The sequence below is a fragment of the Stappia stellulata DSM 5886 genome, from assembly GCF_000423705.1.
Classification (GTDB): domain Bacteria; phylum Pseudomonadota; class Alphaproteobacteria; order Rhizobiales; family Stappiaceae; genus Stappia; species Stappia stellulata.
Genome location: NZ_KE384082.1, coordinates 486,447 through 511,954 on the forward strand (window position 1 = coordinate 486,447; position 25,508 = coordinate 511,954).

At 66.7% G+C, this 25,508-nt stretch carries 23 protein-coding genes; 9 read left to right on the top strand and 14 right to left on the bottom strand.

All coding sequences use genetic code 11. The features are described 5' to 3' along the window. Nucleotides 1-111: 111 nt before the first annotated feature. The 8 genes from G572_RS0114610 to G572_RS0114645 form a co-directional block, all read right to left on the bottom strand. A complete protein-coding gene (locus G572_RS0114610) occupies nucleotides 112-954 on the bottom strand; it encodes a cytochrome c1 (RefSeq protein ID WP_029059108.1) in 843 nt (280 codons plus the stop codon). A gap of 29 nt (nucleotides 955-983) precedes the next feature. Then, nucleotides 984-2,252 carry a cytochrome b gene (locus G572_RS0114615; RefSeq protein WP_029059109.1) on the bottom strand — a complete coding sequence of 423 codons (1,269 nt, stop codon included), beginning with the start codon at nucleotides 2,250-2,252 and terminating at the stop codon, nucleotides 984-986. 27 nt (nucleotides 2,253-2,279) lie between these two features. Beyond that, entirely contained in the window at nucleotides 2,280-2,840 is a 561-nt protein-coding gene (petA, locus tag G572_RS0114620) for a ubiquinol-cytochrome c reductase iron-sulfur subunit (protein ID WP_029059110.1), read from the bottom strand. Between the two features lie 274 nt (nucleotides 2,841-3,114). Further along, the gene (locus G572_RS0114625) at nucleotides 3,115-4,962 is read right to left on the bottom strand and encodes an ABC transporter ATP-binding protein (protein ID WP_029059111.1); all 1,848 of its coding nucleotides are present in this window, start codon (nucleotides 4,960-4,962) and stop codon (nucleotides 3,115-3,117) included. Next, the gene (locus G572_RS0114630) at nucleotides 4,946-5,374 is read right to left on the bottom strand and encodes a hypothetical protein (protein ID WP_029059112.1); all 429 of its coding nucleotides are present in this window, start codon (nucleotides 5,372-5,374) and stop codon (nucleotides 4,946-4,948) included. Before G572_RS0114630 ends, G572_RS0114625 begins: the two co-directional genes overlap by 17 nt. Nucleotides 5,375-5,559: 185 nt before the next feature. After that, a complete protein-coding gene (locus G572_RS26295) occupies nucleotides 5,560-5,970 on the bottom strand; it encodes a hypothetical protein (protein WP_156884628.1) in 411 nt (136 codons plus the stop codon). 138 nt (nucleotides 5,971-6,108) lie between these two features. Beyond that, nucleotides 6,109-7,185, bottom strand: a complete 1,077-nt coding sequence (locus G572_RS0114640) for a hypothetical protein (protein ID WP_156884630.1) — start codon at nucleotides 7,183-7,185, stop codon at nucleotides 6,109-6,111. A 116-nt stretch (nucleotides 7,186-7,301) separates the two neighbouring features. After that, nucleotides 7,302-9,170 (bottom strand): ABC transporter ATP-binding protein, encoded by a 1,869-nt coding sequence (locus G572_RS0114645; RefSeq protein WP_425423438.1) that lies wholly within the window; start codon nucleotides 9,168-9,170, stop codon nucleotides 7,302-7,304. Between the two features lie 170 nt (nucleotides 9,171-9,340). On the opposite strand from G572_RS0114645, the gene G572_RS0114650 reads away from it, so the two are divergent. From G572_RS0114650 to G572_RS0114665, 4 genes are all read left to right on the top strand, one after another. After that, nucleotides 9,341-9,814: a tRNA (cytidine(34)-2'-O)-methyltransferase gene (locus tag G572_RS0114650; protein WP_029059116.1), complete on the top strand. Its 474-nt coding sequence runs from the start codon at nucleotides 9,341-9,343 to the stop codon at nucleotides 9,812-9,814. A 73-nt stretch (nucleotides 9,815-9,887) separates the two neighbouring features. Next, entirely contained in the window at nucleotides 9,888-10,949 is a 1,062-nt protein-coding gene (locus tag G572_RS25545) for a DUF1176 domain-containing protein (RefSeq protein ID WP_029059117.1), read from the top strand. 44 nt (nucleotides 10,950-10,993) lie between these two features. Beyond that, on the top strand, nucleotides 10,994-11,938 hold the full coding sequence (hemF, locus tag G572_RS0114660) for an oxygen-dependent coproporphyrinogen oxidase (protein WP_037546916.1): 945 nt from the start codon (nucleotides 10,994-10,996) through the stop codon (nucleotides 11,936-11,938). A gap of 10 nt (nucleotides 11,939-11,948) precedes the next feature. Next, the gene (locus G572_RS0114665) at nucleotides 11,949-13,067 is read left to right on the top strand and encodes an AAA family ATPase (protein WP_037546918.1); all 1,119 of its coding nucleotides are present in this window, start codon (nucleotides 11,949-11,951) and stop codon (nucleotides 13,065-13,067) included. Between the two features lie 23 nt (nucleotides 13,068-13,090). Here G572_RS0114665 and G572_RS0114670 read toward each other — a convergent pair whose 3' ends face one another. The 5 genes from G572_RS0114670 to G572_RS0114690 form a co-directional block, all read right to left on the bottom strand. Further along, nucleotides 13,091-13,618, bottom strand: coding sequence for a universal stress protein (locus tag G572_RS0114670; protein ID WP_029059120.1), 528 nt, complete (start codon nucleotides 13,616-13,618; stop codon nucleotides 13,091-13,093). A 66-nt stretch (nucleotides 13,619-13,684) separates the two neighbouring features. Beyond that, nucleotides 13,685-14,926, bottom strand: a complete 1,242-nt coding sequence (locus G572_RS0114675) for a CCA tRNA nucleotidyltransferase (RefSeq protein WP_029059121.1) — start codon at nucleotides 14,924-14,926, stop codon at nucleotides 13,685-13,687. Between the two features lie 13 nt (nucleotides 14,927-14,939). Then, nucleotides 14,940-15,200, bottom strand: coding sequence for a DUF6111 family protein (locus tag G572_RS0114680; RefSeq protein ID WP_029059122.1), 261 nt, complete (start codon nucleotides 15,198-15,200; stop codon nucleotides 14,940-14,942). Continuing rightward, on the bottom strand, nucleotides 15,200-15,850 hold the full coding sequence (locus G572_RS24060; RefSeq protein WP_051242424.1) for a CoA pyrophosphatase: 651 nt from the start codon (nucleotides 15,848-15,850) through the stop codon (nucleotides 15,200-15,202). Before G572_RS24060 ends, G572_RS0114680 begins: the two co-directional genes overlap by 1 nt. Then, nucleotides 15,847-16,473 (bottom strand): DUF1285 domain-containing protein, encoded by a 627-nt coding sequence (locus G572_RS0114690; RefSeq protein ID WP_037546920.1) that lies wholly within the window; start codon nucleotides 16,471-16,473, stop codon nucleotides 15,847-15,849. The genes G572_RS24060 and G572_RS0114690 overlap by 4 nt, the downstream gene beginning before the upstream one ends. Before the next feature lie 276 nt (nucleotides 16,474-16,749). Between G572_RS0114690 and G572_RS0114695 the strand changes: the two genes are divergently transcribed. Genes G572_RS0114695 through G572_RS0114710 form a run of 4 tightly spaced genes read left to right on the top strand, consistent with a single transcriptional unit; the run spans nucleotide 16,750 to nucleotide 23,632 of the window. Next, complete coding sequence (locus G572_RS0114695) at nucleotides 16,750-17,754, top strand: AAA family ATPase (protein WP_029059124.1); 1,005 nt, start codon at nucleotides 16,750-16,752, stop codon at nucleotides 17,752-17,754. A 6-nt stretch (nucleotides 17,755-17,760) separates the two neighbouring features. Continuing rightward, entirely contained in the window at nucleotides 17,761-18,711 is a 951-nt protein-coding gene (locus tag G572_RS24065; RefSeq protein WP_037546922.1) for a DUF58 domain-containing protein, read from the top strand. Beyond that, on the top strand, nucleotides 18,708-21,542 hold the full coding sequence (locus G572_RS0114705) for a DUF4159 domain-containing protein (protein WP_029059125.1): 2,835 nt from the start codon (nucleotides 18,708-18,710) through the stop codon (nucleotides 21,540-21,542). Before G572_RS24065 ends, G572_RS0114705 begins: the two co-directional genes overlap by 4 nt. A gap of 11 nt (nucleotides 21,543-21,553) precedes the next feature. After that, on the top strand, nucleotides 21,554-23,632 hold the full coding sequence (locus G572_RS0114710; RefSeq protein WP_029059126.1) for a membrane protein: 2,079 nt from the start codon (nucleotides 21,554-21,556) through the stop codon (nucleotides 23,630-23,632). Nucleotides 23,633-23,642: 10 nt separating this feature from the next. On the opposite strand, the gene G572_RS0114715 is transcribed toward G572_RS0114710, so the two are convergent. Beyond that, entirely contained in the window at nucleotides 23,643-24,152 is a 510-nt protein-coding gene (locus G572_RS0114715) for a GNAT family N-acetyltransferase (protein ID WP_029059127.1), read from the bottom strand. A gap of 373 nt (nucleotides 24,153-24,525) precedes the next feature. On the opposite strand from G572_RS0114715, the gene G572_RS0114720 reads away from it, so the two are divergent. Beyond that, nucleotides 24,526-25,506: a glutathione S-transferase family protein gene (locus G572_RS0114720; RefSeq protein ID WP_029059128.1), complete on the top strand. Its 981-nt coding sequence runs from the start codon at nucleotides 24,526-24,528 to the stop codon at nucleotides 25,504-25,506. Nucleotides 25,507-25,508: the final 2 nt, after the last annotated feature.

The window sequence follows — 25,508 nt, forward strand, 5'->3', positions numbered from 1 at the left end:
GATTGCATCGATCATGAGCGCAGCCCTAACGGGAAATACGGCTGTTGCGAACATGAAAAAGGCCGCCGGGTCGCCCGGCGGCCTCGATCCTGCGAGATACGGTCTGTCAGATCAATGATCGACGTTCCGCCAGATCGCGTTCTTGGTGAAATACAGCAGCGACGCGAACACGATCAGGAAGATCATGACCCGAAAGCCGAGGTTCTTGCGTTCCTCGAGCTTCGGCTCCGCCACCCACATCATGAAGGCGGAGACATCCTTGGCGTATTGCTCGACCGTCATCGGGGTGCCGTCGGTGTATTCGACGCTGTCGGCATAGAGCGGCGGCGCCATTGCGAGGGTGTTCCCGGCGATGAACTTCGGATTGTAGTACTGGCCGACGGGCACTTCGACCCCCTCCGGCGCTTCTTCGTATCCGGTCAGCAGATTGTAGATGTAGTCAGGACCGTGCTCCTGATACTGCGTGAAGATATCGAAGACGAAGCCCGGAAAGCCGCTGGCCACGGCGCGCGCCTTGGCCAGCGTCGAGAAGTCCGGCGGATAGGCGCCGCCGTTGGCCGCGCGTGCGGCCGTCTCGTTCGGAAACGGCGAAGGCCAGCGATCGGACAGGACGGCCGGTCCTTCGACCGGATCGCCATATTCGTCGACACCCTTGGGCACCGTGTATTCCGCGGCAACCACCTTCGCCTGTTCCTCGGTGAAGCCGGGACCGCCCGGCTGGGCGAGGTTGCGGAAGGCGAGGAACTTTGCGCCGTGACAGGAGGCGCAAACCTCCTTGTACACCTTGAAGCCGCGCTGAAGCTGCGCCCGGTCGTAAGTGCCGAACGGACCGGCAAAAGACCACTGCTCACGCTCGATGTGCGGTCCCTCGCCGGCGGCCAGGGCCGGCGCGGCGACGGCGACTGTCGCCAGGGCCAGCATGGCGCCGCGCACGGATTTGATCATCGTGTTCATTCAGGAGAACTCCCAATCTCGTCCGTGGTTCACTTCGTTTCCGGAGCGGCGACCGCACCGGCGGGCTTGCCGCTTCCAGATCCGCCCAGCACCGATTCCGAAATCGACGCAGGCACCGGCTTCGGCTTCTCGAGGAACCCGAGGAGCGGAAGAATGATCAGGAAGTGGGCGAAATAATAGGCCGTCAGGATGCGGGCGAGGACGACATAGATGCCCTCGGCCGGCATGGCGCCCAGGTACCCCAGACCGACACAGACGGCCGCGAAGATCCAGAAGAACTGCTTGAACAGCGGACGGTAGGTTCCCGAGCGGACCTTGGAGGTGTCGAGCCACGGCAGCACGAAGAGCACTGCGATCGAGCCGAACATCAGGATGACGCCGCCAAGCTTGTCCGGCACGGCACGCAAGATCGCGTAGAACGGCAGGAAGTACCATTCCGGAACGATGTGGGCCGGAGTGACCAGCGGATCCGCCTCGATGTAGTTGTCGGCATGCCCGAGGTAGTTCGGGATGTAGAACACAAAATAGGCAAACAGGATCATGAACACGACAATCGCGAACAGATCCTTCATCGTGTAATACGGATGGAACGGCAGCGTGTCCTGCTTGGTCTTAGGCTGGATGCCGGTCGGGTTGTTGTTGCCCGTCGTGTGGAACGCCCACACGTGCAGCAAAACCACGCCGAAGATCATGAACGGCAGCAGGTAGTGCAGCGAGAAGAAGCGGTTCAGCGTCGGATTGTCGACCGCGAAGCCGCCCCACAGCCACTGCACGATGGGCTCGCCCACGAGCGGCAGCGCCGAGAACAGGTTGGTGATCACCGTGGCGCCCCAGAAGGACATCTGCCCCCAGGGAAGCACGTAGCCCATGAAGGCGGTGGCCATCATGATCAGGAAGATGATGACGCCCAGGATCCACGAGATCTCGCGCGGCGCCTTGTAGGAGCCGTAGTACATGCCGCGGAACATGTGGATGAAGACGGCGATGAAGAACATCGACGCGCCGTTGGCATGCAGGTAGCGCAGCAACCAGCCGAAGTTCACGTCGCGCATGATGTGCTCGACGGAGGCGAAGGCCGCGTCGGTGCTCGCCGTGTAATGCATCACAAGCACGATGCCGGTGAGGATCTGCGCGACCAGCACGAAGAACAGGATACCGCCGAAGGTCCACCAGTAGTTGAGGTTCTTCGGGGTGGGAAAATCGACGAAAGAGCCGCGAACGAGCGAAATGACCGGCAAGCGGCTTTCAAGCCACTTAGCCGCCGCGCTCTGCGGCACGTAGTTGGAATGTCCAGCCATGGCTGCCTCCTCGAAACTGCCGCTTGATCAACCGATCCGGATCACATCGTCCGAGATGAACTCGAACGGCGGGATCAGGAGATTCTCAGGCGCGGGACCCTTGCGAATACGACCGGCCGTGTCGTAGTGCGAACCGTGGCAGGGGCAGAACCACCCGCCGAAATCGCCGGCCTGTCCAAGCGGAATGCAACCAAGGTGGGTGCACACGCCGACCATGACGATCAGCGCCTCGTTGCCCTCCACGCCGCGGTTTTCATCGCTCGCCACAGCGTCGGCGGAGAGATTGAGATTGCGCGCCATCCGGTCGGGAAGTTCATCGACGGGAACGTCGTTGGCTTCCGCGACTTCCTCGTCGGTGCGGTTGCGGATGAACACGGGCTTGCCGCGCCACATCACCTTGATCGACTGCCCCGGCTCCACTGCCGCCACGTCGACCTCGATGGAGGCCAGCGCCAGCGCGGACGCATCCGGGTTCATCTGGTGAATGAATGGCCATGCCAGCGCGCCTGCGCCGACCGCACCCATCGCACCGGTCGCGATATAGAGGAAATCGCGGCGTGTGGGTTCGACCGTATCCTGCTGTGCCAAGGTCGCGTCCTCTTTGATCTTCGAGCCCGGCGACAACGCCGTCTGGCCGCCGGCCCCTTGCGGTCGAAGACACAAGGGTCGGCGGGACGTGCTGTCAGGGCGGCAGGTGCGGCTGTCGCACCTTTCCAAGCACCGGCGTTATTGGCACCGTTGCCAGCGCTTGTCCAGATCCCCCGTGCCGGCAATGACGGTTTGTCGCGGTTTTTTTCGCATCCCGGCACCGACCGGGCGGACACCTGATCCATCTGGGAAACAATGCCCGCCCGGACGACCGTCAGGACGCGGGCGCCGGTGCCGCGCTGTCGATGAAACCGCCGGACTGGCGCCGCCACAGGTCGGCATAGATTCCGCCCCGCGCCAGCAGCATGTCATGCGTGCCGTCCTCGACGATGCGCCCCTGGTCCATGACGATCAGGCGGTCCATCGCCGCGATGGTCGACAGGCGATGCGCGATGGCGATCACGGTCTTGCCCTGCATCAGGTCCTCCAGGCTCTCCTGGATCGCGGCCTCGACCTCCGAATCGAGCGCGGAGGTTGCTTCGTCCAGAACCAGGATCGGCGCGTTCTTCAAGAGCACGCGGGCAACCGCGATGCGCTGGCGCTGACCGCCGGAGAGCTTCACCCCGCGCTCCCCCACATGGGCATCGAGCCCTCGCCGGCCGGCCTTGTCCTCCAGATCGGGAATGAAACCGTCCGCATGAGCAGCCGCTGCAGCCTGCATCGCGTCTTGCGGACCGGCATCGGGCCGGCCGTAGACGATGTTGTCGTAGACCGAACGGTGCAGCAGCGAGGTGTCCTGCGTGACCATGCCGATGTTGGCGCGCAGGCTCGCCTGCGTGACGTCGGCGATGTCCTGCCCGTCGATCAGGATGCGCCCGCCCTCGAGGTCGTAGAAACGCAGCAGCAGATTGACCAGGGTGGACTTGCCGGCACCCGAACGCCCGATGACGCCGACCTTCTCGCCGGGCTTGATGTCGAGCGACATGCGCTCGATGACGCCCGCCTGCTTGCCGTAGTGAAAACGGATGTCCTCGAAGCGGATCGCGCCCTCGGTCACCGCCAGCGGCGTGGCATCCGGCAAGTCGCGCACATCGCGCTCGCGCGAGATCGTGGTGATGCCGTCCTGCACGGTGCCGATGTTCTCGAAAAGTCCCGAGACCTCCCACAGGATCCACTGCGACATGCCCTGGAGCCGCAACACCAGGCCGATCGCCACAGCAATGTCGCCGGTCGAGACCGCCTCGGCCTGCCAGAGCAGGATCGAAACCAGACCGCTTGCAAAGATCAGCAGCAGGTTGATCATATGAAGCGAGATGTTGAGCAGCGTCACCAGCCGCATCTGCCGGTAGACGGTCTTCAGGAAATCCCACATGGACGTGCGGGCATAGGTCTCCTCGCGGTCGGTGTGGGAGAAGAGCTTCACCGTGGCGATGTTCGTGTAGGCATCGACGACACGCCCGGTCATGAGCGAGCGGGCGTCCGCCTGCGCCTTGGAGACCGTCTTGAGACGCGGCACGAAAAAGAAGAGCACCGCCAGATAGGCCCCGAGCCACAGCACCAGCGGCATCGCCAGGCGCCAGTCCGAAAGGCCGGTCAGGACCACGGCGGACACGAAGTAGACCACGACATAGACAAGAACGTCGAGGATCCGTGTGACCACCTCGCGCACGGCCAGCGAGGTCTGCATCACCTTGGTGGCGATGCGCCCGGCGAAGTCGTCCTGATAGAAACCGACGCTCTGGCGCAGCAGATAGCGATGCACCTGCCAGCGGATGACCATCGGATAGTTCCCGATCAGCGCCTGATGGAAAAAAAGCTCCCACAAGAGCGCAAGCACCGGAAGAACGATCAGCAAGACCGCGCTCATCCAGATGAGTTGGCCGGCGTTTTGCGAAAAGAAAGTGTCCCGGTCCGCAGTTTCCAACCAGTTCACCAGATCTCCGAGGAACGAGAAGATCAAGACCTCGAAGATCGCGAGCACCGCGCCGAGACCGGAAACGACGGCAAGGACCGGCCAGACCGGCCGGGTGTAATGCCAGCAAAAACTGAAAAGCGTCGCCGGCGGGGCCTCAAGCGGCCCCGACCGGAACGGATCGATCATCTTCTCAAACCACGCGAACATTCTGACCTCCCGAAAGGATCGGATCGGACCCGCGGGACACGCGGTCCACGCGTCTCCGCCAGCGCCGCGATGGCGGAAACACCGGCTGCGGCGCTGGCGGGGTCAGCAAAACGGCGGCGGCGAAGGAGACGACCGCGCCGGAAAGCACAAGCAGGCCGAAAAACAGCGTGCTCAACCTGTCGAGCAGGGCGGCGGCGGGCTGCGACGCGCCCTGCATCACCACCGCATCGAGGCGCGCGATCTCGCTCGCTGCAAGCGGCAGAAACAGGAGAGCGGCGATAACAACGCTCGCCAGGACCGCGACGACAACGGCGCGCGCGACATCGCGTGCCCGCAAGCGCGGCGCGGGGGGAACGGCGGCATCGACCGACAGGCGGTCGACACCGGCATCCCGATGGATATGGCCGGACATGGGAAATCTCCCAAAACGTCAAAAACGGGAAACGCCGCGCGGCCGACACGAAACCGAAGCTTTCGCGCATTCCCCGTGTGCGGGGAATTGCGTGCGACGACGAAAAGGAGGCCGGACAGGGTCCGGCAGACTTTGGGGAAAATCAGGCGTGAAATGCGCGGCGTCGGGCGCCGGGCCTCAGGCCGTCACGAACCGGCGGCAGCGCCCTGTTGACAGGGCGAGACGCAAACACCGGCAGCGGCGGTTCGATTGTCGAGCATACGGACTTCAATCATGCGACCCCTCCTCTGCGGTGTGTGGATGCTGTAAATGGCGACGGCTCGGCGGCGACAGTCCCATGCGAGACCGATGCCTGATCGCGACAATACACAAAACCGGGCGATTGCACAGCGCCAGCGCGCACGCCGATGCAGATCGGCAACGCCCTGTTGCGCGAACGCAACATTCAAGGTTGTGTCGGGCATCTCGCCCGGCCGCGCGAAATGCGCCGGGCCGCCGGGTCCACAGATCGGCATGGCGGCCGCCGCGCTCCGGAAGCCCTCATGCGGACCGTCCTTCACGCTCCGACCCTCGTCCATCACGATGAGACGGTCCATGACTGAAATCGCCGGCAGGCGGTGCGCCGGCGCTGGCCGCCGGCAGGTTTCACACCGCACTCGCCGGCACGCGCGTCGAGCTTGTCCGCCTGCGGCGACCGGCCCGCAGTGACGAGGTTTTCAAGAAAGGCGTTTCCGCTACACGACAAGCGCTGCCACGGGCTGGACCGAGCCGGGAACCGCGACCTGCGCCGGCGCGCTGGCGGTATAGGCCAGGCTCGCCTGCCCCGGCTCCACCGAAGGGGCGGGCGCCGCAACGGAGGGTGACGACGCGCCCTCGGGTTCGGGAGACAGCCCGGAGAGCGCCTGCACGAGACCGGGACTGTCGAGCGCCCGGTCCCCCTCGTCGATGGCCCGGTCGATGGCCCGCGCGTCGTTTTTCTTGTCCGCCTCGCCGGACTGGTCCCGGCGGGCCAGAGCCTCGATTTTTTCGGCAAGTTGCTTGAGCTCCTCGCCGATCTCCTTCAGCGTGTCGCGCTCGCGCTTCATGTTCTCGGCGCGAGACCGCGTTACCGCCTGTTCCTCGGCTTCCTGCTCTCCGATATAGGCCTGGAGACCCGACCTGAGTTCTTCCTGGTTCGGCCCCGTTTCGTCGCCCGGCGCGGCATCCTCGCCCGAGCCAATGGCAACGCCAAGTCCGGCTTCGCTCCCGGCGTCCCCGTCCGGGGACACCATGGCAAACGGCGTGGCGGTTTCGCCCCCGGTGTCCGCATTCGCGCCGCCCTCGCCCGCCTGCCCCTCGGCACCGGCTGCAACCGCGGCAGCTGTCTCGCCGGTTCCGGCCATGGCCTGCACGCCGGCGCCCCCGGCTCCACCGCCGGAAAGCACCGATGCATCGGAACTGAGCTGCGAGGCGGCGCCCTTGAAATCCTGGGCAAGCTGCTTGAGTTCCTTCAGCAAGGCCTTGGCCTGCTTCGGCGTGGCGAATTGCAGGCGCTGCTTGAGCTCGGCGATCTTCTGCTTGATCTCCGACACCCGATTGGAACGCGCACCGTCCTTCATCGATTCCGACATGCGCTTCAGGCTCTGGCTGATCTCGACGCTGTCCTTGACTTCCTTGACGGAATCCTTGTCCAGCGCGATGCCGCTGCCGGACAGCTTGTCGAGGGTCGCGTTCGCCTGCTGGGCGAAAAGGCCGACCGCACGGTTGTTGCGATTCTGACCGGAAAGCCCGGCAAACGCCGAGACCGTCTTGAGCATGGAAAGTACCGACACCGCAAACACCCCCGTTTCGCAGGCCTAAAGGCAGCAAAACACAACCTGAAGGCGTACCCCATATCGAACCAAACCTCTTAAGAATGTCTTAACGATAAAAACGACTTAACACACCCTCAGGTCGGCGTGTTCTCCCGCGCAAACGTGTCCGCCGTCAGGAAGCCGCCCGACTGCCGGTTCCACAGGTCCGCATAAAGCCCGCCTTGCCGCAACAACGCCTCATGCGGACCGTCTTCCACGATCCGGCCCCCGTCCATCACGATGAGACGGTCCATGGCGGCAATCGTCGACAGGCGATGCGCAATCGCGATCACCGTCTTGTCGCGCATCAGCTCCGACAGGCTTTCCTGGATCGCGGCCTCGATTTCGGAATCCAGCGCCGAGGTCGCCTCGTCGAGCACGAGGATCGGCGCGTTCTTGAGGAGCACCCGGGCAATGGCGATGCGCTGGCGCTGACCGCCGGAGAGCTTCACCCCGCGTTCGCCGACATGCGCGTCGAAACCGGTGCGCCCGCGGCTGTCGGAAAGCTCGGAAATGAAGGTTTCCGCATGAGCCCGGCGCGCCGCCTCCAGCACCTGCGCATCGCTCGCGCCGGCCTGGCCCAGCGCGATGTTGTCGCGGATCGAACGGTGCAGCAGTGCGGTGTCCTGGGTGACGACCCCGATCTTGTCCCTGAGCGAGCCTTGCGTCACGGCGGAAACATCCTGGCCGTCGATCAGGATGCGCCCGCCTTCCAGATCGTAGAAACGCAAAAGCAGGTTGATCATCGTCGACTTGCCGGCACCCGACCGCCCGACAAGCCCGACCTTCTCGCCCGGCTTGATCGTGAGCGACAGATCCTCGATCACCCCGCCGGCCTTGCCGTAGTGAAAGCGGATGGTTTCGAACGCGATTTCCCCGCGCGGCACGGCAAGCGCCCCGGCACCCGGACGGTCGGTGACCGTGACCGGTCGGGTGATCGTTTCCGCGCTGTCCTGAAGCGTTCCAAGCGCGCGGAACAGCCCGTTGAGCTGCCCGAGCAGGCGGCCGAGCAGGACATTGAGGCGCAACACCAGCCCGAGCGTCAGCGCCACGTCGCCGGTGGTCACGGTGCCCGCCAGCCATGCGGAGATCGCCAGCGCCGCGATCGCCGCGATCATCACGCCCGACACGACACTCATCAGGCTGCGCACGGTCGTCAACGTGCGGGTGAAACGCCGGATCGCGCCGAGAAAAACCTCATAGGCGGCGCGCGTGCCCTCGCCCTCCCGCGTGGGCGAACTGAACAGCTTGATCGTCTGGATGTTGCCGTAGGTATCGACGAAACGTCCGGTGACACCGGAGCCGGCATGGGCGGTTGCGCGGGCGCGGGCCCGGATCTTCGGCACGAAATGGCGGGCGACGAGCGCGAAGACGACCAGCCAGACGAAGACCACCGCACCGAACAGCGGATCGAGCCTTGTCAGGATCGTCAAGGTTGTGAGCGCGAAGACAACGATGAACCAGATCACCTGCAAAAGGCTGACCATGAAGTCGCCGGCCGCCTGTCCCGATTGCCAGACCTTTTGCGAAATGCGCCCGGCAAACTCGTCCTGAAAATAGGCGAGCGACTTGCCGATCACCTGCGCGTGCCCCTGAAAACGCACCAGGTTGAAGAAACCCGGCACGATCACCTGCTCCTCCACCAGCGCGGTCAAGGCGGCGATGGCTGGGCGAAGCAGCAGCACGGTGAGCGCCATCAGCGTCAGCATCGGCGCATGATCGGCGAGAAAATCCGCCCGCGAGCCGCTTTCCATCATGTCGACGAGGTCGCCGACGAACACATAAAGCGCGGCCTCGATCAGCGCCGTCAGCCCGCCGAGCACCAGCATTGCCAGGAACGCGAGCTTCGCCTGCGAAACGAAGAACCAGAGGTAGGAAAGCGCCCCGCGCGGCACCGGGCCGCCGGGCAACGGCACCAGCGGATCGATCCGTCTCTCGAACCAGGAGAAAACGCGCTCAAACACCAAACTCTCCCTCGCCTCGGCCCGGCTTCGCGACACGCCCCGCGCATCCGACAGACCGAATCGAAATGACAGCGCGCCCTCGTCAGTCTATCACCACGGCGCTCGCCCAACCCATGCGCCTGCCGGCTGGTTTGCCCCACGCCGGCCGCGCCCGGAAACAATGGCCTTCCATGCCGGACCTTGCGCTTTACCAACCCGACATTCCCCAGAACACCGGCACGATCCTGCGGCTGGCCGCCTGCATGGGCAGCAAGGTTCATCTGATTGAGCCTGCGGGATTCCCGCTCTCCGACCACGCACTGAAACGCGCCGGTATGGATTATCTGGAGCGCGCACCGCTGGTTCGCCACCTGAATTTCGCGGCCTTCGAAGCCTGGCGGGCGGAAACCGGTCGCCGCCTCGTGCTGATGAGCACCGCGGCAACGACGCCCTATACCGGGTTTGCCTTTGCCGATACGGACATCCTGATGCTCGGGCGCGAAAGCGCCGGCGTCCCGCAGGAGGTGCATGCGGGCGCCGATGCCAGGCTGACCATTCCGATGCACCCGGGCCTGCGCTCGCTCAACGTCGCGGTCTCCGCCGCGATGGTGCTCGGCGAGGCACTGCGCCAGACCGGCGGGTTCGCGATGCCGCCGGAACAATAACCGACACGGGCTTGCGCACCCCATTGCGCAAGCTACTGTTGCGCCGGGGATCGCAGGGAAACGGGAGCGGCGAATGAAGCGAAACGGCGACGCATGGTTCAGTCGGCACCGGGCGGGTGCACAACGGCTGGCCGGAACGCTGGCGGCCGGCGCGGTGCTGGCGATCGCGCTTCCCGCACTCGCCGCCGAAGACGATGCAACCCTCGACGTGCGCCTGTTCAAGACCTCCGACATCGCGCCCCCGAGCGCCTGTTCGCTGCGTCTGTGGCAAGCCAATCGCGATCCCGACACGGACCGCTACGCGCATGTCTTCCTTGAGGATTTCGGATTCGATTTCGCGCGCTCCGCCGCCCGCATCCGCATCGGCGACGCGGTGCCTCGACTGACGCGTATCGCCGTCGGCGGCGCGGCCACCGGCTACGACCTCTATCCCGTCCAGCTCTACCGGAGCGACGACGGCGACACGCGCGTCATTCTCGACCTGACCTTTGCGCCGGAAGAGGGCGAGGCCATCGAGGTGGAAACCGGCAAGCTCACCGTGATCCGCCAGGGCTTTCTTCCCTTCCGCATGAGCGTGGCGGGCGGCGCCGGCTGCATGACCCCGCCGGCGAACGGTCCCACCTCCCTTGCCGACGAGGGCGAGACGGATTTCAGCAATCTCTTCGAGACATACGACGTGCGCACCGCCGATGTGCCCGACGAGATGATCGCGGCGCTGAACAGCACATACGACTGCGACTGGCGCGCCTCCCTTGAGCGTATCGGCGTCACCGGCTACCAGACGAGCGAAGAAGGCGCGATCTGGGAGATGGGCTGCAGCGCGGGAATGCACAACGCCGCCTATGTCTATGCCCATGTCAATCTCTACGCACCGGGCGAATTCACCTTCCTCACGTTTCAGAACGTGAAGGGCCATCCACGCATGTCGGCCAATGTTCTGTTCAACCCGGTCTGGGATCTCCCGACCCGAACGGTCTCGAGTTTCACGGTTGACCGGGGCCTCGGCGATTGCGGAACCTATGAGCGGCACCGCGTCGTCGACGCGGCCTTTGAGATGATCGAATATCGCGCGAAGCCGGACTGCGACGGAACAGCGGTCGACCCGGAACGCTACCCCCTGATCTACCGGCGCTGACACCGCCGGCGGACCCAAGAACGACAGCGAGGACACACGGCACCATGACTGGCGCAAAGGCAGCGACGCAGGATGTGAAGGGCGGACCGGTTCCGTCGGATATCGAAGCCAAGAAGGAGGAGGCGGCGCTCTGGTTTCGCAGCCTGCGCGACCGCATTTGCGCCGCCTTCGAGGCGATCGAGGATGACGCCGGCGAACATGCGGCGCTGCCGGGCGCGCTCGCCGACACCGCTCCCGGCCGTTTCGAACGTTCTCCCTGGGAGCGCACCGATTCCTCGGGCGCCAAGGGCGGCGGCGGCGTCATGTCGATCATGAAGGGCCGGGTCTTCGAGAAGGTCGGCGTTCACATTTCCACGGTCCATGGCGAGTTCTCGCCGGAGTTTCGCGGCCAAATCCCGGGCGCGGCCGAAGATCCGCGCTTCTGGGCATCCGGTATTTCGCTGATCGCGCATCTCAACAATCCGCATGTGCCGGCCGTGCACATGAACACGCGCATGGTTGTCACCACGCGCCAGTGGTTCGGTGGCGGCGCCGACCTCACCCCCGTTCTCGATGCGCGCCGCACCCAGGAAGATCCCGACACCGTGGCCTTCCACGCCGCGATGGAACAAGCCTGCAACGCCCATGAGGTTGCCGACTACGACCGCTACAAGACGTGGTGCGACGAGTATTTCCACCTCAAGCACCGCAACGAGGCGCGCGGCATCGGCGGCATCTTCTACGACTACCTGCATTCCGGCGACTGGGACGCGGACCTCGCCTTCACCAAGGACGTGGGACTGGCGTTTCTCGACGTCTACCCGAAGCTGGTGCGCGCCAACTACCACAAGCCCTGGAGCGAAGCGGAGCGCGAGGAACAGCTCGTGCGGCGCGGCCGCTACGTGGAATACAACCTGCTCTACGACCGCGGCACGATCTTCGGGTTGAAGACCGGCGGCAACGTCGCCTCGATCCTTTCCTCCATGCCCCCGGTCGTGAAATGGCCGTGATCCGGACGCCATGAGCCTGCCGCCGCTGACAGCCGTCGGGATCGACAACTACCGCTCGATCCGGCGGATGCATCTGCCCGTCGGTGCGCTGAACGTCTTCGTCGGGCGCAACGGCACCGGCAAGACCAATCTCTACCGTGCGCTGTCCCTCCTGCGGGAAGCCGCCTTCGGCCGCATCACGCGGGCGATCGCGGAAGAGGGCGGCGTGGAGAGCGTGCTGTGGGCGGGCGTGCGGCGCAAAGGCGCGCCGGTGCGGCTGGAACTCTCCGCCAGACTGGGCGACATGACCTATGCCATCGCCGTCGGTCTGCCGAAACTCGGCTCCGACGCGGCACTGCCGCTGGAACCGCTGGTCAAGTCGGAGCGGCTGACCATCGCGGCGGGCCGCCGCGATGTCGTGCTGATGGAACGCGCCGGCCCGACCGCGACCCTGCGTGCGGCGGACGGCAGCCGCGCGACCTATGCCAACGAATTGCTCGGGTCCGAGACCGCGCTTTTCGCCTTTCGCGACGGGGCACGCTTTCCCGAACTCGACATTGTCCGCAGGGCGCTTTCCGACTGGCGCTTTCACCACGGATTTCGCACGGATCCGGAGGCTGCGCTGCGCCGGCCCGCGCTGGCGCTCACCACCCCGACGCTTGCAGCCGACGGATCCGACCTCGCGGCCGTCTTCGCGACGCTGAGCGAGGTGCGCGTCGACACCCACCTGCTTGACGAGGCCGTGGCCGATGCCTTTCCCGGCGCGCGGCTCGAAATCGGCGTCGACGGGGCGAGCGCCCGTTTCGCGATGCGCTTTCCCGACCTGCCGCGCGCCTTCGCGGCGCATGAACTCTCCGACGGAACGCTGAACTATCTGGCGCTGATGGGCGCGCTTCTCGCCTACCGGTTGCCGGCGTTCGTCGCCCTCAACGAACCGGAAGCAAGCCTCCATCCGGATCTGCTGGAACCGCTTGCCCGCGCCGTCGCACGCGCCTGCGAGCGCACCCAAGTGTGGATCGTGACCCATTCGCAGACCTTCGCCGACGCGCTCGCCCGCGAGGCTGGCGCCGTGCCGCGCAGGATCCTCAAGGACGCCGGCGAGACCCGTGTCGAAGGCCTCGCCGCGACGGGCGTTTTCGCGGAGGATTAGTCCGCAAGGAACCTGCCAGCGACCTATCGCACCGTCAGGACACTGCAGGTGGCATGCTGGGAGACCTTGCTGGACACACTCCCGAGGAGCAGCCCCTTGAGGCCGCCAAGACCGCGGCTGCCCATCACGATGAGGTCGGCGCCGATGTCCCGGGCTGTGTCGAGAATGCTTTCGGCACAATCGCCCGCCACCACGCGGACATCGACGCTCGAAACCCCCATCTCGCGCGACCGGTTTGCGGCGTCTTCCGCGATCCGGTCGCCGAGCGCCGAGACGATCCGGGCCGTTTCGTCCGCGTTCCGCGAAGCGCCCAGAAGGTCCTGCATCGACCCCGGGACATTGCCGAGGTTCGGCATCGCCGTCGCCGAGACATGGTCCACAAGATGTTCGACCTCGGCCAGCCGGCTTGCTTCCTCGGCGCGGCTTCCGTGCATGAGCACATGCACCACTGTCATCGGGGCTTTGAAGCTCGCGGCGATCCGGGCCGCCATTTCAACGGCCTTGCCGGACATGTCGGATCCATCGGTTGCAACGAGAACCTGTTCGGTCATCTTCGTTTCCTCCGTTTCTCCAGCTGCGTCTGTGGCACCCTCCGTGAAAAATCCGCGCCCGGCCGGTCAGTCCGCTTTCGCTGCGGCAAGAAGCGCCTCGCGATCGAGCGCAAACCCGCTGTCGATCCAGGCAGCCTGCGCCTTCTGAAGCCCCTCTCCGACCTTTGGCCCGGCTGGCACGCCGGCGGAGACAAGATCCTTGCCGGTCAGGGGGAACACCGGAATTTCGGCGTCCCGGAGGCGCGTGAGCGCATCGGCGAACAAGTCGTCCTGCGGCCCCGTCCCCGCATTTGCCCAGGCATGCAGCATCCCGTCGATGGCGGCTTCCCGGCCGGCGAGAAACAGCAGGCGCCGGATCTCGGTGTCGGGCACGGGTGCTGGACGCGCCGCGCCCCACCCGCACGGAATGTCGGAGGCGGCGCGCGCGGCCTTCATGCGCTTGCGCTCCGCATTGGACAGCCGCAGGTGGTCGGCCATGTCGTCGAGGTCGTCCTCGCCGCCGTCGCTGAGGACCGCCAGCGCAAGCGCGGGCGCGCGGGTCTCCGGCGCCAGCGCGTCGAGTGCCCTCAGGTTCTGAAACGGTTTCAGCCCGCCATGGGTTGCAAGCACCCGCGAAACAATGCCCGCCTCACGCATCGCCAGCACCGTTTCGGCGGCACGCGGCGCGGCCACGAGCTTGCGCATCTCCATGCCGATGCGCTCCGCCGAAAGCCCGGCCAGGCCGTCGCGAAGGTCGATGACGGCCGCAAAGCCGGCGGCGTCGAGATCGCCCGCGCCATACTGGGCGTGAAACCGGAAAAACCGCAGGATACGCAGATAGTCCTCCGCGATCCTGAGCCGCGGATCCCCGATGAAGCGCACATGCCGCGCCTCCAGGTCCGGGAGCCCGCCGACCGGGTCGAACACCTGGCCGCTTCGGTCGGCATAAAGCGCATTCATGGTGAAGTCGCGCCGTTCCGCATCGTGCTGCCAGTTGCGGCCGAAGCGCACGGTCGCCGAGCGCCCGTGCGTTTCCACGTCCTCGCGCAGGGTGGTGACCTCATAGGGCGTGCCGGCGCTGACCAGCGTGACGGTCCCGTGATCGAAGCCGGTCGGCACGGCCTTGAGCCCCTTTGCGGCCGCCTTCTCCATCACCAAGGCCGGCTCGGCCGTCGTTGAGATGTCGATATCGGTCGCCGGCAGGCCGAGCAGCGTGTTGCGCACCGCGCCGCCAACGACGCGGGCCGTGTCGCCATCCGTCTCCAGGGCATCGAACACCGCCTGCAGCGCAGGCGCCCGCAGCCAGTCGGCCGTGATCCGCGCGTTCATCGCGATCCGTGCCCTACTCGTAGCGACCGGGAATGAGCACCCCGTCGCGCAGTTCGGCCGGCTTGTAGACCTTGCCCTCCGGCAGCCCTTCGAAGGTCGCCAGCCAGACCATGCCGGCAATCGCGAGGCCGAAGCCGCCCATCACCAGCCAGACCATCGGACCCTGACGCCAGTTTTCGGATGTCTGCGCCTTCTTGTTGACGAACAGCCAGACCGCGTACCCGATGAAGGGAAGCGCGAACAGGAAAAGTTGAGTGAGAACAACACGCAGCATCAGCGGCAAACCGTTTCGAACAAGAGCCTCAGGATCCCGGCGGTCACGCCCCAGATGTAGCGTTCCCTGTAGGGCATGGCGTAGAAGTGACGCGGCTTTCCGGCGAGCATCCGGCTTTGCCGCTGGTGGTTGGCCTCGTCCATCAGGAAGGCGAGCGGCACCTCGAAGACCTCGGCCACCTCGCCGGGATCGGGTGTCAGGCGCGCCGCCGGATCGACCAGAGCCACGACAGGGGCAACCCTATACCCGGATCCGGTCAGATAGGTGGGAAGAATTCCGGCCGGACGCACAAGTCCGGGCGACAGGCCGATCTCTTCGTCCGCCTCGCGCAATGCCGCCGCCAGCGGGCCGTCGTCATGCGGCTCGATCTTGCCGCCGGGAAGCGAGATCTGTCCGGCGTGCGAGGGCAGGTGGTCGGTGCGCTGGGTCAGGATGACGCTCGCCCCCGCCTTGCGTTCGATCACCGCGATCAGGACCGCGGCGTCGCGCGGCGGGCGTTTGGCAAAGGCGAAGGGTTCGAGGTCCGGATTGAGGACATGGTCGCCGACCTCTTCGCGCGCGACGCGGTCGATTCGCGCCCTCGCATGCAGCGTGAAGGCTTCGGCGGACGCAAGAAAGCCGCGGTCCTGCGCGTCGGCGGCAAGGCTCACGTCCCCTCCTCCCCGTCGGGCGCGGCGACCTCCGCGGGAACAGGAAAGAAAACACCGCCACTCCATACGCCGAGGCGTTCGGGCGTGGCGGGATCTTCCTCAAGCATCTCCGCGAGCTGGTGCAGCAGAGGCCGGGAGAACAGCGCCTCCAGCCTCCGCCGGACGGTGACATAGGGCTTCAGCCCCCCGGTCTCCGCTTCGGCCGAAAAGCGCAAGGGGTGATCGGCATCGACCCGCACCACATCGCCGACATTGGTGCGCAGCGTGATCAGCCGGTCGCGGCCCTCGCCTTCGGCAAACAGTTCAACAGCGAGAAACGGCGCATCGTCGACGGTGATTCCGATCCGCTCGACCGGGGTCACGAGATAGTGACGGCCGTCGTCGTCGCGGCGCAGGACGGACGCGAACAACCGCACCAGACGCGCGCGTCCGATCGGCGAGCCAAGGTAATGCCAGCGCCCGTCGGCGGAGATCCGCATGTCGATTTCGCCGCAATAGGGCGGATTCCAGCGTTCCACCGGCGGAATTCCCCGCCCGTCACCGGCGCGTGCAACAAGATCCGCAAGACCCGCGGGAATTGAATCGGACCCGTCGCGGCGAATGTCGTGCGTCGCTTTTTGCATCAATCCAGTTGTCCCCGCCTTGTTTTGGCCCATACCCTGTTTTGACATGGATGAAGACGATCGGCCAATCCCACTAGGAGGTGGGGCGGTTGCGCGCCCGCGCAAGAGGGTGCGTCGGGATGCCCTCCCACCGATTTACGGCGCGGCCGGAAGGCTGTCAAACGGCCCCGGTCGCAACGGTGGGGTCGACGGGATCGACACGCAGGCGATTGCGCGTGCGACAAGAGACGCGGGACGGCCCATACTGGGCACAGCATCAGGAAGGACGCAGCCGACATGAGTGCCATCACGCAACCCGACATCGATCCGGAAGAGATCGCTCGCGACACCGAGGCGGCGATGGAAAAGATCTCGGCCGCCCGCCGGGAAATCGCGCGCATCATCTTCGGCCAGGAAAGCGTCGTCGAGCGCGCGCTCGTGACCCTTCTGTCGGGCGGCCACGGACTTCTGGTCGGCGTACCGGGCCTGGCCAAGACCAAGCTCGTGGAAACCCTCGGAACGGTTCTCGGGCTCGACGCCCGGCGCATCCAGTTCACCCCCGACCTGATGCCCTCCGACATTCTCGGCGCCGAGGTGATGGACCAGGCGCCGGACGGCAGCCGCGAGTTCCGCTTCATCAAGGGGCCGGTGTTCTCCCAGCTCCTGATGGCCGACGAGATCAACCGCGCCAGTCCGCGTACCCAGTCGGCGCTGCTGCAGGCGATGCAGGAGTATCACGTCACCGTCGCGGGGCAGCGCTACGACCTGCCGCGCCCCTTCCACGTGCTCGCCACCCAGAACCCGCTGGAGCAGGAAGGCACCTATCCGCTCCCCGAGGCCCAGCTCGACCGCTTCCTGATGCAGATCGACGTGCACTATCCCGACCGCGACGCCGAACGCCGCATCCTGATGGAAACCACCGGTGCGCATGACGCCGATGCCGAGGCGGTGATGAACGGCGAGGACCTGACGGCCTGCCAGCAGCTCGTGCGCCGCATGCCGGTCGGCGAAAGCGTGGTCGAGGCCATTTTGGAGCTGGTGCGCTCCGCACGCCCCGGGGAAACCGACGACGACCTTGCCGGCCTGATCGCCTGGGGCCCGGGACCGCGTGCAAGCCAGGCCCTGATGCTCACGGTGCGCGCCCGCGCGCTCGTCGACGGACGTCTTGCGCCGTCGGTCGACGATGTGCTGGCGCTCGCCGAACCGGTCCTCCAGCACCGCATGGCGCTGACCTTCGCCGCCCGCGCCGACGGTCACACCATCCGCAGCCTGATCGGGCGCGTCAAAAGCCGGGTCGGGTAATCGCCGATGGAGGGCCTCCCCCGCTTCGCAACGTCCCGTTCCGCCGCCGAGGCACCCACGGAGAAAGACGCCTGGCCGAAGGTGGTCGCGCGGGCGCGCTCGCTCGCCGACGCGCTGCCCGATCTCCTTGTCGAGGCCCGGCAGGTGGCCATGACGGTCAACGCCGGCTGGCATGGACGGCGCCGTGCCGGATCGGGCGAAAACTTCTGGCAGTTCCGGCCCTTTGTCGCCGGCGAGCCGGTGAAGCGCATCGACTGGCGCCGCTCCGCGCGCGACGACCATCTTTATGTGCGCGAGCGCGAATGGGAGGCCGCGCATACGGTGTGGCTGTGGGCGGATCTGTCCTCCTCCATGGCGTTTCGCTCGCATCTGTCGCAGGCGACCAAACGCGACCGCGCGCTGGTGCTGTTGCTGGCGCTTGCCGACCTGCTTGCCGAAACCGGCGAACGCGTCGGCCTGCCGGGCCTGCGCCGTCCCGTGTCCGACCGGCATGCGGCGGAACGCATCGCCTCGGCCCTTGCCCACATCAAGGACCCCGTGAGCCTGCCCGACCCCCACGAGATCCGCCGCTTTTCCGACGTTGTGCTGATCGGCGACCTGCTCGACCCGCTGGAGGACACGCTTGCGTGGATGCAAACGGTGGCGGCGACCGGCGCGCGCGCGCATGTGGTCATGCTGCTCGATCCGATCGAGGAAACCTTTCCCTTTACCGGCCGTACGGAGTTTCATGACCCCGAAAGCGGCTTCCGGCTGACCAGCGGCAAGGCGGAAGACTGGCGCGCCGCCTATACCGCCCGCCTCGACGCCCACCGCGAAACGCTGCGCGACGTCGCGCGCAAGGCCGGCTGGACCTTTCTCGTCCATCACACCGACCGGCCGGCGGCGGAACCGATGCTGGTGCTGCACAGCCGGTTGAGCGGACACCTGATGTCGAACGGCACGGGAGACGGCGCATGATGTCCTTCCTGCCACTCGGCTTCACCGCGCCTCTGGCACTTGCCGCCCTTCTGCTCCTGCCGGCGATCTGGTGGCTCCTGCGGCTCATTCCGCCGCGGCCGCGCCAGGTCGCCTTTCCCCCGGCACGCCTCCTGGCCGACATCGACAAGCGCGAGGAAACGCCGGACAAGAGCCCGCTGTGGCTGACGCTGCTGCGCCTGGGCCTGGCCGCCGCCCTGATCGTCGCCCTCGCCGGCCCGGTCTGGCGTCCGGTCGCCGACGCGCCGGCCGGCGACGGACCGCTCTGGCTCGTTGTCGACAACGGCTGGGCCTCGGCCGTCGACTGGGAAACCCAGCGCGCGACGGCGGAACGCCTGCTGGAAACGGCGGCGGAACAGGCCCGCCCGGTGCTGCTTGCCGCGACCGCCGAAGGTCCGGACCAGCCACTCGTGCCCCAGTCCGCCCGGGCCGCCCTGGAACGGCTGCGCGCGCTCGAACCGCGCGCCTGGCCGACCGCGCGCGGCGAACTCACGCTCAACCTGCGCAAGGCGGCCGCCGAAGAAGCGCCCGGCGCCGTTATCTGGCTGTCGACGGACAGCGCCGCCAGCGCGGACCCGCGCTTCGTCGATGACCTGCGCGCCATCTCCGGCGACGCCGCGCTCACCGTCTACACCGGGCTGCAAAGACCGATGGTCCTGGCCGCCGCGCAAAACGATGTCGACGCACTGACCGCGACCCTTGTGCGCCCGGCGGGAACGCAGGGCCCCGTCACCGTGCGCGCACTCGACCGCAAGGGCCTGGTGATCGGCGAAACGCAGGCAACCTTCGGGGAAGACGAAACGAGCGGATCGGTGCGCTTCGCGCTTCCCGTGGAATTGCGCAACGACATCGCCCGTCTCGAGGTGAGCGGAGAAGCCAGCGCCGCCGGTGTGCAGCTACTGGACGACCGCTCGCAGCGACGCACCGTCGGGCTCGTTTCCGGTGCCTCCATCGACCAGGCCCAGCCGCTGCTCTCGCCGCTCTATTATCTCGACCGCGCGCTCTCGCCCTTTACCGAATTGCGCCGCCCGCGCGCCGACAACCTCGACGAGGCCGTGCCGACCCTGATCGACGAGGGCGTTTCCGTTCTGATCATGGCCGATGTCGGCCGCCTGCGCGATCCCGTGCGCGACGAGGTGGCCCGCTGGGTCGATCAGGGCGGCGTGCTTGTGCGCTTCGCCGGCCCGCGGCTGGCCGGGGGAAGCGATGATCTCGTCCCCACCCCCCTGCGCGCCGGCGACCGCGCCCTTGGCGGCAGCCTGTCCTGGGACGATCCGCAGCCGCTTTCGGGCTTTTCCGCGCAGTCGCCTTTCGCCGGCCTCGAGGTGCCGAAAGACGTCACGGTCAACCGGCAGGTGCTCGCCGAGCCGGGCCCGGACCTGTCGGAGCACAGCTGGGCGCTGCTCGCCGACGGCACCCCGCTGGTGACGGCGTCGCAGCGCGGACGCGGACGCCTGATCCTGTTCCATGTCTCCGCCGACACCGCCTGGTCCAACCTGCCCCTGTCGGGCACCTTCGTGGAAATGCTGCGCCGGATCGTCTCCCTGTCGGGCACCGCCACGCCGATGGCCGAGGCCGGCGGCGATGCAACCGGTGCGGCGCGCCCGGCCGGCGATCCCGCCTCGGTGCTTCCGCCGGTGCGCGTGCTGAACGGCTACGGCCGCCTCGGACCGCCGCCCGCCTCGGCCGTGCCGATGGATCCGGCCCGGGAGGTCGCCGCGAGCCGCCGCCACCCACCGGGTCTCTACGGGCATGACGATGCACTGCGGGCCGTCAATCTGTTCACAAAAGCGGCCGAAGTGACCGCGCTCGATATCGCGCCTTTGCGCGACACGGCCGAGATCGCCGCCTATCCGACGCAAACCGCAAGCGATCTCAGGCCGCTGTTCTTCACGCTCGCGCTGCTTCTGCTCTTCGCCGATGCACTGGCGATGATCTGGCTGCGCGGCGACCGCCGACCCTTGCGCGGACGCTTCGCGACCTCCGCCGGCGCGGCCCTGCTGGCACTGGGCCTCGTGGCGCTGCCCGGCGAGCGGGCGCTTGCCCAGGAAACCTCCGCCGACCTGATGGCGCTGGACGCCTCGCTGGACACGCGGCTTGCCTATGTGCTGACCGGCGACGCCCGGCGTGACGAAACCAGCCGGCAAGGGCTCTACGGACTGACGCGCTTTCTCGCCAGCCGCACCGCGCTGGAACCCGAAGCGCCGATGGGCGTCGATATTGCACGCGATGAGCTCGCTTTCTTTCCGCTGCTCTACTGGCCGATTTCAGAGGACACCGCCCGCCCCTCGCCGGAAGCGCTGGCGCGCATCGACACCTACATGCGCAACGGAGGGACAATCCTGTTCGATACCGCCGACCAGCTCTCCTCGGGGATCTCGGGCGTCGGCACCTCGCCGTCGGTGCTGCGGCTCAGGGCCGTGCTCGACGGACTGGACATTCCCCCGCTGGAGCCCGTCCCCGCGGACCATGTGCTGACCAAGGCCTTTTATCTGCTCGACACATTTCCCGGACGCTACACCGGCAGCCCCTTGTGGGTGGAAGCGAGCCAGCGCGACACCGGCGGCATTTCGGGACGTCCGGTCAGGGCCGGAGACGGCGTCTCGCCGGTCCTGATCACGGGGAACGATTTCGCAGCCGCCTGGGCGATCGACGAGGCGGGCACCTATCTCTACCCGACGGTTCCGCCCGACCAGACGCAACGCGACTTCGCCTTCCGCTCGGGCGTCAACATCGTGATGTATGCCCTGACCGGCAACTACAAGGCCGACCAGGTTCACATCCCCGCCCTGCTTGAACGTCTCGGACAATAGGAGCACCGCCTTTGATCTGGTCCCTGTCCCTCGACCCGCTGGTTCCGGTCTGGGCGCTCGCGCTTGCCGGCGCCGTGGCGCTCGCGCTTGCCGGCGCGGCGGCCGTGATGCGCCTGCCCGCCTGGCCGCTGCGCGCCGCCGCCATGGCCGCGCTTGTCTTCGCGCTTGCCGGACCGGCAATCGAGCGCGAGGACCGGGAACCGCTGACCAGTATCGTGTCGGTCGTCGTCGACGAAAGCCAGAGTCAGCGTCTCGACGGGCGCGACACGACGACGGCCGACGCGCTGGAAGCGCTCGAGACCCGGATATCCGCCCTTCCCGGCTATGAGATCCGCGTTACCCGCGCCGCACGCGGCGAGGGCGCGGCCGCGGACGGCACCGCGCTGTTCTCCGCGCTGGCCGACAGCCTGTCGGACGTGCCGCCCGAACGCATCGGCGGCGCGGTGATGATCACCGACGGTCAGGTGCACGACATTCCCGAATCCGCCGCCGACCTCGGCTTCCAGGCACCGCTGCATGCGCTGATCACCGGCCGCGAGGACGAGGTCGACCGCCGGCTGGCAATTGCCCGCGCACCGAAATTCGCGCTGGTCGGGTCCGAGCAGGTCGTCACGCTCCAATTGCAGGATCGGGGCCCGGCCGCTTCGGGAGAGCGTGTGCGCATTCTCGTGCGCCGGGACGGCGAGGTCGTGGCCGAGCAACGCGCCCTGCCCGGCTCAACCGTCGACATTCCCGTCGAGATCGCCCATGGCGGCGACAACATCTTCGAGTTCACCGCCGATCCGCTGGCCGGCGAACTGACGGATCTGAACAACCGCGTGGTGGTGACGGTAGAGGGCATCCGCGAGAACCTGCGCGTCCTGCTCGTCTCCGGCAGTCCGCACGCGGGCGAACGCACCTGGCGCAACCTTTTGAAGTCCGATGCCTCCGTCGATCTCGTGCATTTCACCATCCTGCGTCCGCCGAACAAGCAGGACGGCACGCCGATCAATGAATTGTCGCTGATCGCCTTTCCCACCCGCGAGCTGTTCTCGGTCAAGATCGACGAGTTCGACCTGATCATCTTCGACCGTTACGTCCGGCGCGGCGTGCTGCCGCTGCTCTATTTCGACAACATCGCGCGCTATGTGCGCGACGGCGGCGCCGTGCTGGTCGCAAGCGGCCCGGACTATGCCGATGGCGGCAGCATCTACCGCACGCCGCTGTCTCCGGTCCTGCCGGCCGAGCCGACCGGCATCGTTTATGAAGAGCCCTTCCGCGCCGAAATTTCCGACACCGGCACGCGCCATCCCGTCACCCGCGACCTGCCGGGCGGAGGCGCGACGCCACCGGACTGGAGCCGCTGGTTCCGTCTGGTGGAAGCCAATGTCGCCAACGCCGAAACGCTGATGAACGGAGCGAACGACAAGCCGCTTCTGGTGCTGGGGCGCGAGGGCGAGGGCCGCGTCGCGGTGCTTCTGTCGGATCATGTCTGGCTGTGGGCGCGCGGCTACGAGGGCGGCGGACCCCATGTCGCGCTGCTCAGGCGGCTGGCGCACTGGCTGATGAAGGAACCGGACCTGGAAGAAGAAGCGCTTCGCCTGACATCGCGTGGACCGGAGGTCGTGGCCGAACGCCAGACCATCGGCGAGAACGTCGGCGACCTCGTTCTCTCCCTGCCCGGCGGCGAGACCCGTACCCTCACTCCGACGGAGGTCGCCCCGGGATTGTGGCGCGCCAGCACGCCGGCGCCCGATCTGGGTCTCTATACCGTCGATGACGGCACGCGAAAGGCGCTGGTCCATGTCGGCCCGCCCAACCCGCGCGAGTTTACCGACGTCCTGTCGACGACTGAGACGCTGGGACCGCTCAGCGCGGAAACCGGCGGTGCGACCCGGCGGATCGCCGACGCGGGTGGCGAGGTGCTGATGCCGCGCGTGGTGCCGCTGCGCCGGGCCTCGGCCTTTTCCGGGGACGGCTGGATCGGCCTGCGCTCGACAAGCGCCAGCGTGCTGAAGGGCGTCGACCGCTATCCGCTGTTCCAGGGACTTCTCGGTCTGGCGCTTCTGCTCGGTGTGGTGTCGCTGCTGTGGTACCGCGAGGGGCGCTGACGCCTGCAAATCAGACGGCGCGTGCGCGGCCGCCACGGACCGCGCCGGTCGGAAGCGGCGCTTCGGGGCACAGGTTGGCAATGAGCACACGCGCCGGATCGGCCGGTCCGGGGAGCGCGATGCTGCCCGCCGGCACGGGCTCGAACCCGAGCGGCCCGTAGTAGGGCGCATCGCCCACCAGAAGCACCGAGCGCTCGCCCAGCGCCTGCGCGGTTTTGAGAACATGCGCGACGAGCAAACGCCCCAGGCCGCGGTTCTTGAAGGCCGGGGCGACCGTCAGCGGACCGAGCAGGAGCGACGGCGCGGTTCCGATGGTGATCGGCGTCAGCCACACCGACCCGGCCAGCGCATTGCCGCTCACGCCGACGAAACTCAGCCTGGGGTCGTGTGCGATGCCCTCGCGCAGGCGAAACGCCGTGCGCGCGAAGCGGCCGGGACCGAAGGCTTCGGCCTGAAGGGTCTCGATTTCGGGAAGGTCGTCGGACGTTTCTGTCCGGATAAGCCAAGACGATGCAAGCATGATACGGATCCAGGGCGCAGGAAGAACGATGAAATGCTGCGAGACGTTCGGATCCGGAAAAGACGGCGTCGAGGGTGCAGTCCGTGGATCGTCAGCGCATGCGCAGAGAAACGCGCGAGGCCAAGCCTCGTCGTTCGTCTCTTCGTCGCTGCCGTTCGATCCGGGTCATCGATGTCCGTCTGGCCTGGGTGGGCGCATCGCCATGACACGCCGGTTGGATCGGGTGGGTAGCATGCGATGGCCGCGCCGTAAAGGCGAAGATCGACCTGTCCTCCGGCGTTCAACCAGAGCGAACGCACCATTCAGCCCATTGAAGGCACACGCCTTCCGCCCATGTGAGAGAGTGAGCATCGCAAACGAGAAGGATCTTGTCATGGGCCGCCTGGTAGAGGGTGTGTGGAACACCGACTGGTACGATACGAAATCCACCGGCGGACGCTTTGTCAGAAACAGCGCCGCTTTCCGCAATTGGGTCACGCCGGACGGCAGCGCCGGACCGAGCGGCGACGCCGGCTTCAAGGCGGAAGCCGGCCGCTATCACCTGATCGTCTCCTATGCCTGTCCCTGGGCACATCGCACGATGATCCTGCGCAAGCTGAAGGGTCTGGAGGACGCGATTTCCCTGAACGCCGTCGAGCCGCTGATGCTCGACAACGGCTGGACTTTCGCCACCCCCGATCCCGTCACCGGAGCGGAAACCGCCTGGCAGGTCTATGTGAAGGCGGATCCCGTCTACACCGGCCGGGCCACGGTGCCCATTCTCTGGGACAGGAAGACAGAAACCATCGTCTCCAACGAATCCGCGGAAATCCTGCGCATGTTCAATTCCGCTTTCGACGGACTTGAAGGCGTGAATGCCGCGCTCGACGTCTCGCCCGAACAGCTACACGAGGAGATCGAGGCGGTGAACGCGCGAGTCTACGACACCGTCAACAACGGCGTCTACAAGGCCGGCTTCGCGACCACCCAGGACGCCTACGAGGAAGCGGTGACGACGCTGTTTGAATCGCTCGACTGGCTGGAGGACCGGCTGGGCCGGCAACGCTATCTCGTCGGCAACAGGATCACGGAAGCCGACTGGCGGCTGTTCACGACCCTGCTGCGCTTCGATCCGGTCTATGTCGGGCACTTCAAGTGCAACATCCGCCGAATTGCCGACTATCCCAATCTCCACAATTACCTGAAGGAGCTTTATCAGCATCCCGGCGTCGCCGGGACCTGCGACTTCGAGACGATCAAGACGCATTACTACGGCTCGCACGAGACGGTGAACCCGACCGGCATCGTGCCCGTCGGTCCCGCCATGGACCTGACCGCGCCGCACGACCGCGACCGGCTCAAGGCCGTCGCCTGACC

Excerpts from the sequence above, each read along its gene's own strand:
- G572_RS24065 (WP_037546922.1), top strand. The coding sequence starts at position 17,761 with ATGGAGGGCCTCCCCCGCTTCGCAACGTCCCGTTCCGCCGCCGAGGCA.
- G572_RS0114625 (WP_029059111.1), bottom strand. The coding sequence starts at position 4,962 with ATGTTCGCGTGGTTTGAGAAGATGATCGATCCGTTCCGGTCGGGGCCG.
- G572_RS0114665 (WP_037546918.1), top strand. The coding sequence starts at position 11,949 with ATGAGCCTGCCGCCGCTGACAGCCGTCGGGATCGACAACTACCGCTCG.
- G572_RS0114695 (WP_029059124.1), top strand. The coding sequence starts at position 16,750 with ATGAGTGCCATCACGCAACCCGACATCGATCCGGAAGAGATCGCTCGC.
- G572_RS0114715 (WP_029059127.1), bottom strand. The coding sequence starts at position 24,152 with ATGCTTGCATCGTCTTGGCTTATCCGGACAGAAACGTCCGACGACCTT.
- G572_RS0114670 (WP_029059120.1), bottom strand. The coding sequence starts at position 13,618 with ATGACCGAACAGGTTCTCGTTGCAACCGATGGATCCGACATGTCCGGC.
- G572_RS0114630 (WP_029059112.1), bottom strand. The coding sequence starts at position 5,374 with ATGTCCGGCCATATCCATCGGGATGCCGGTGTCGACCGCCTGTCGGTC.
- G572_RS0114610 (WP_029059108.1), bottom strand. The coding sequence starts at position 954 with ATGAACACGATGATCAAATCCGTGCGCGGCGCCATGCTGGCCCTGGCG.
- G572_RS0114615 (WP_029059109.1), bottom strand. The coding sequence starts at position 2,252 with ATGGCTGGACATTCCAACTACGTGCCGCAGAGCGCGGCGGCTAAGTGG.
- G572_RS0114690 (WP_037546920.1), bottom strand. The coding sequence starts at position 16,473 with ATGCAAAAAGCGACGCACGACATTCGCCGCGACGGGTCCGATTCAATT.
- G572_RS0114675 (WP_029059121.1), bottom strand. The coding sequence starts at position 14,926 with ATGAACGCGCGGATCACGGCCGACTGGCTGCGGGCGCCTGCGCTGCAG.
- hemF (WP_037546916.1), top strand. The coding sequence starts at position 10,994 with ATGACTGGCGCAAAGGCAGCGACGCAGGATGTGAAGGGCGGACCGGTT.
- G572_RS0114650 (WP_029059116.1), top strand. The coding sequence starts at position 9,341 with ATGCCGGACCTTGCGCTTTACCAACCCGACATTCCCCAGAACACCGGC.
- G572_RS26295 (WP_156884628.1), bottom strand. The coding sequence starts at position 5,970 with ATGGACCGTCTCATCGTGATGGACGAGGGTCGGAGCGTGAAGGACGGT.
- G572_RS0114720 (WP_029059128.1), top strand. The coding sequence starts at position 24,526 with ATGGGCCGCCTGGTAGAGGGTGTGTGGAACACCGACTGGTACGATACG.
- G572_RS25545 (WP_029059117.1), top strand. The coding sequence starts at position 9,888 with ATGAAGCGAAACGGCGACGCATGGTTCAGTCGGCACCGGGCGGGTGCA.
- G572_RS0114680 (WP_029059122.1), bottom strand. The coding sequence starts at position 15,200 with ATGCTGCGTGTTGTTCTCACTCAACTTTTCCTGTTCGCGCTTCCCTTC.
- G572_RS0114705 (WP_029059125.1), top strand. The coding sequence starts at position 18,708 with ATGATGTCCTTCCTGCCACTCGGCTTCACCGCGCCTCTGGCACTTGCC.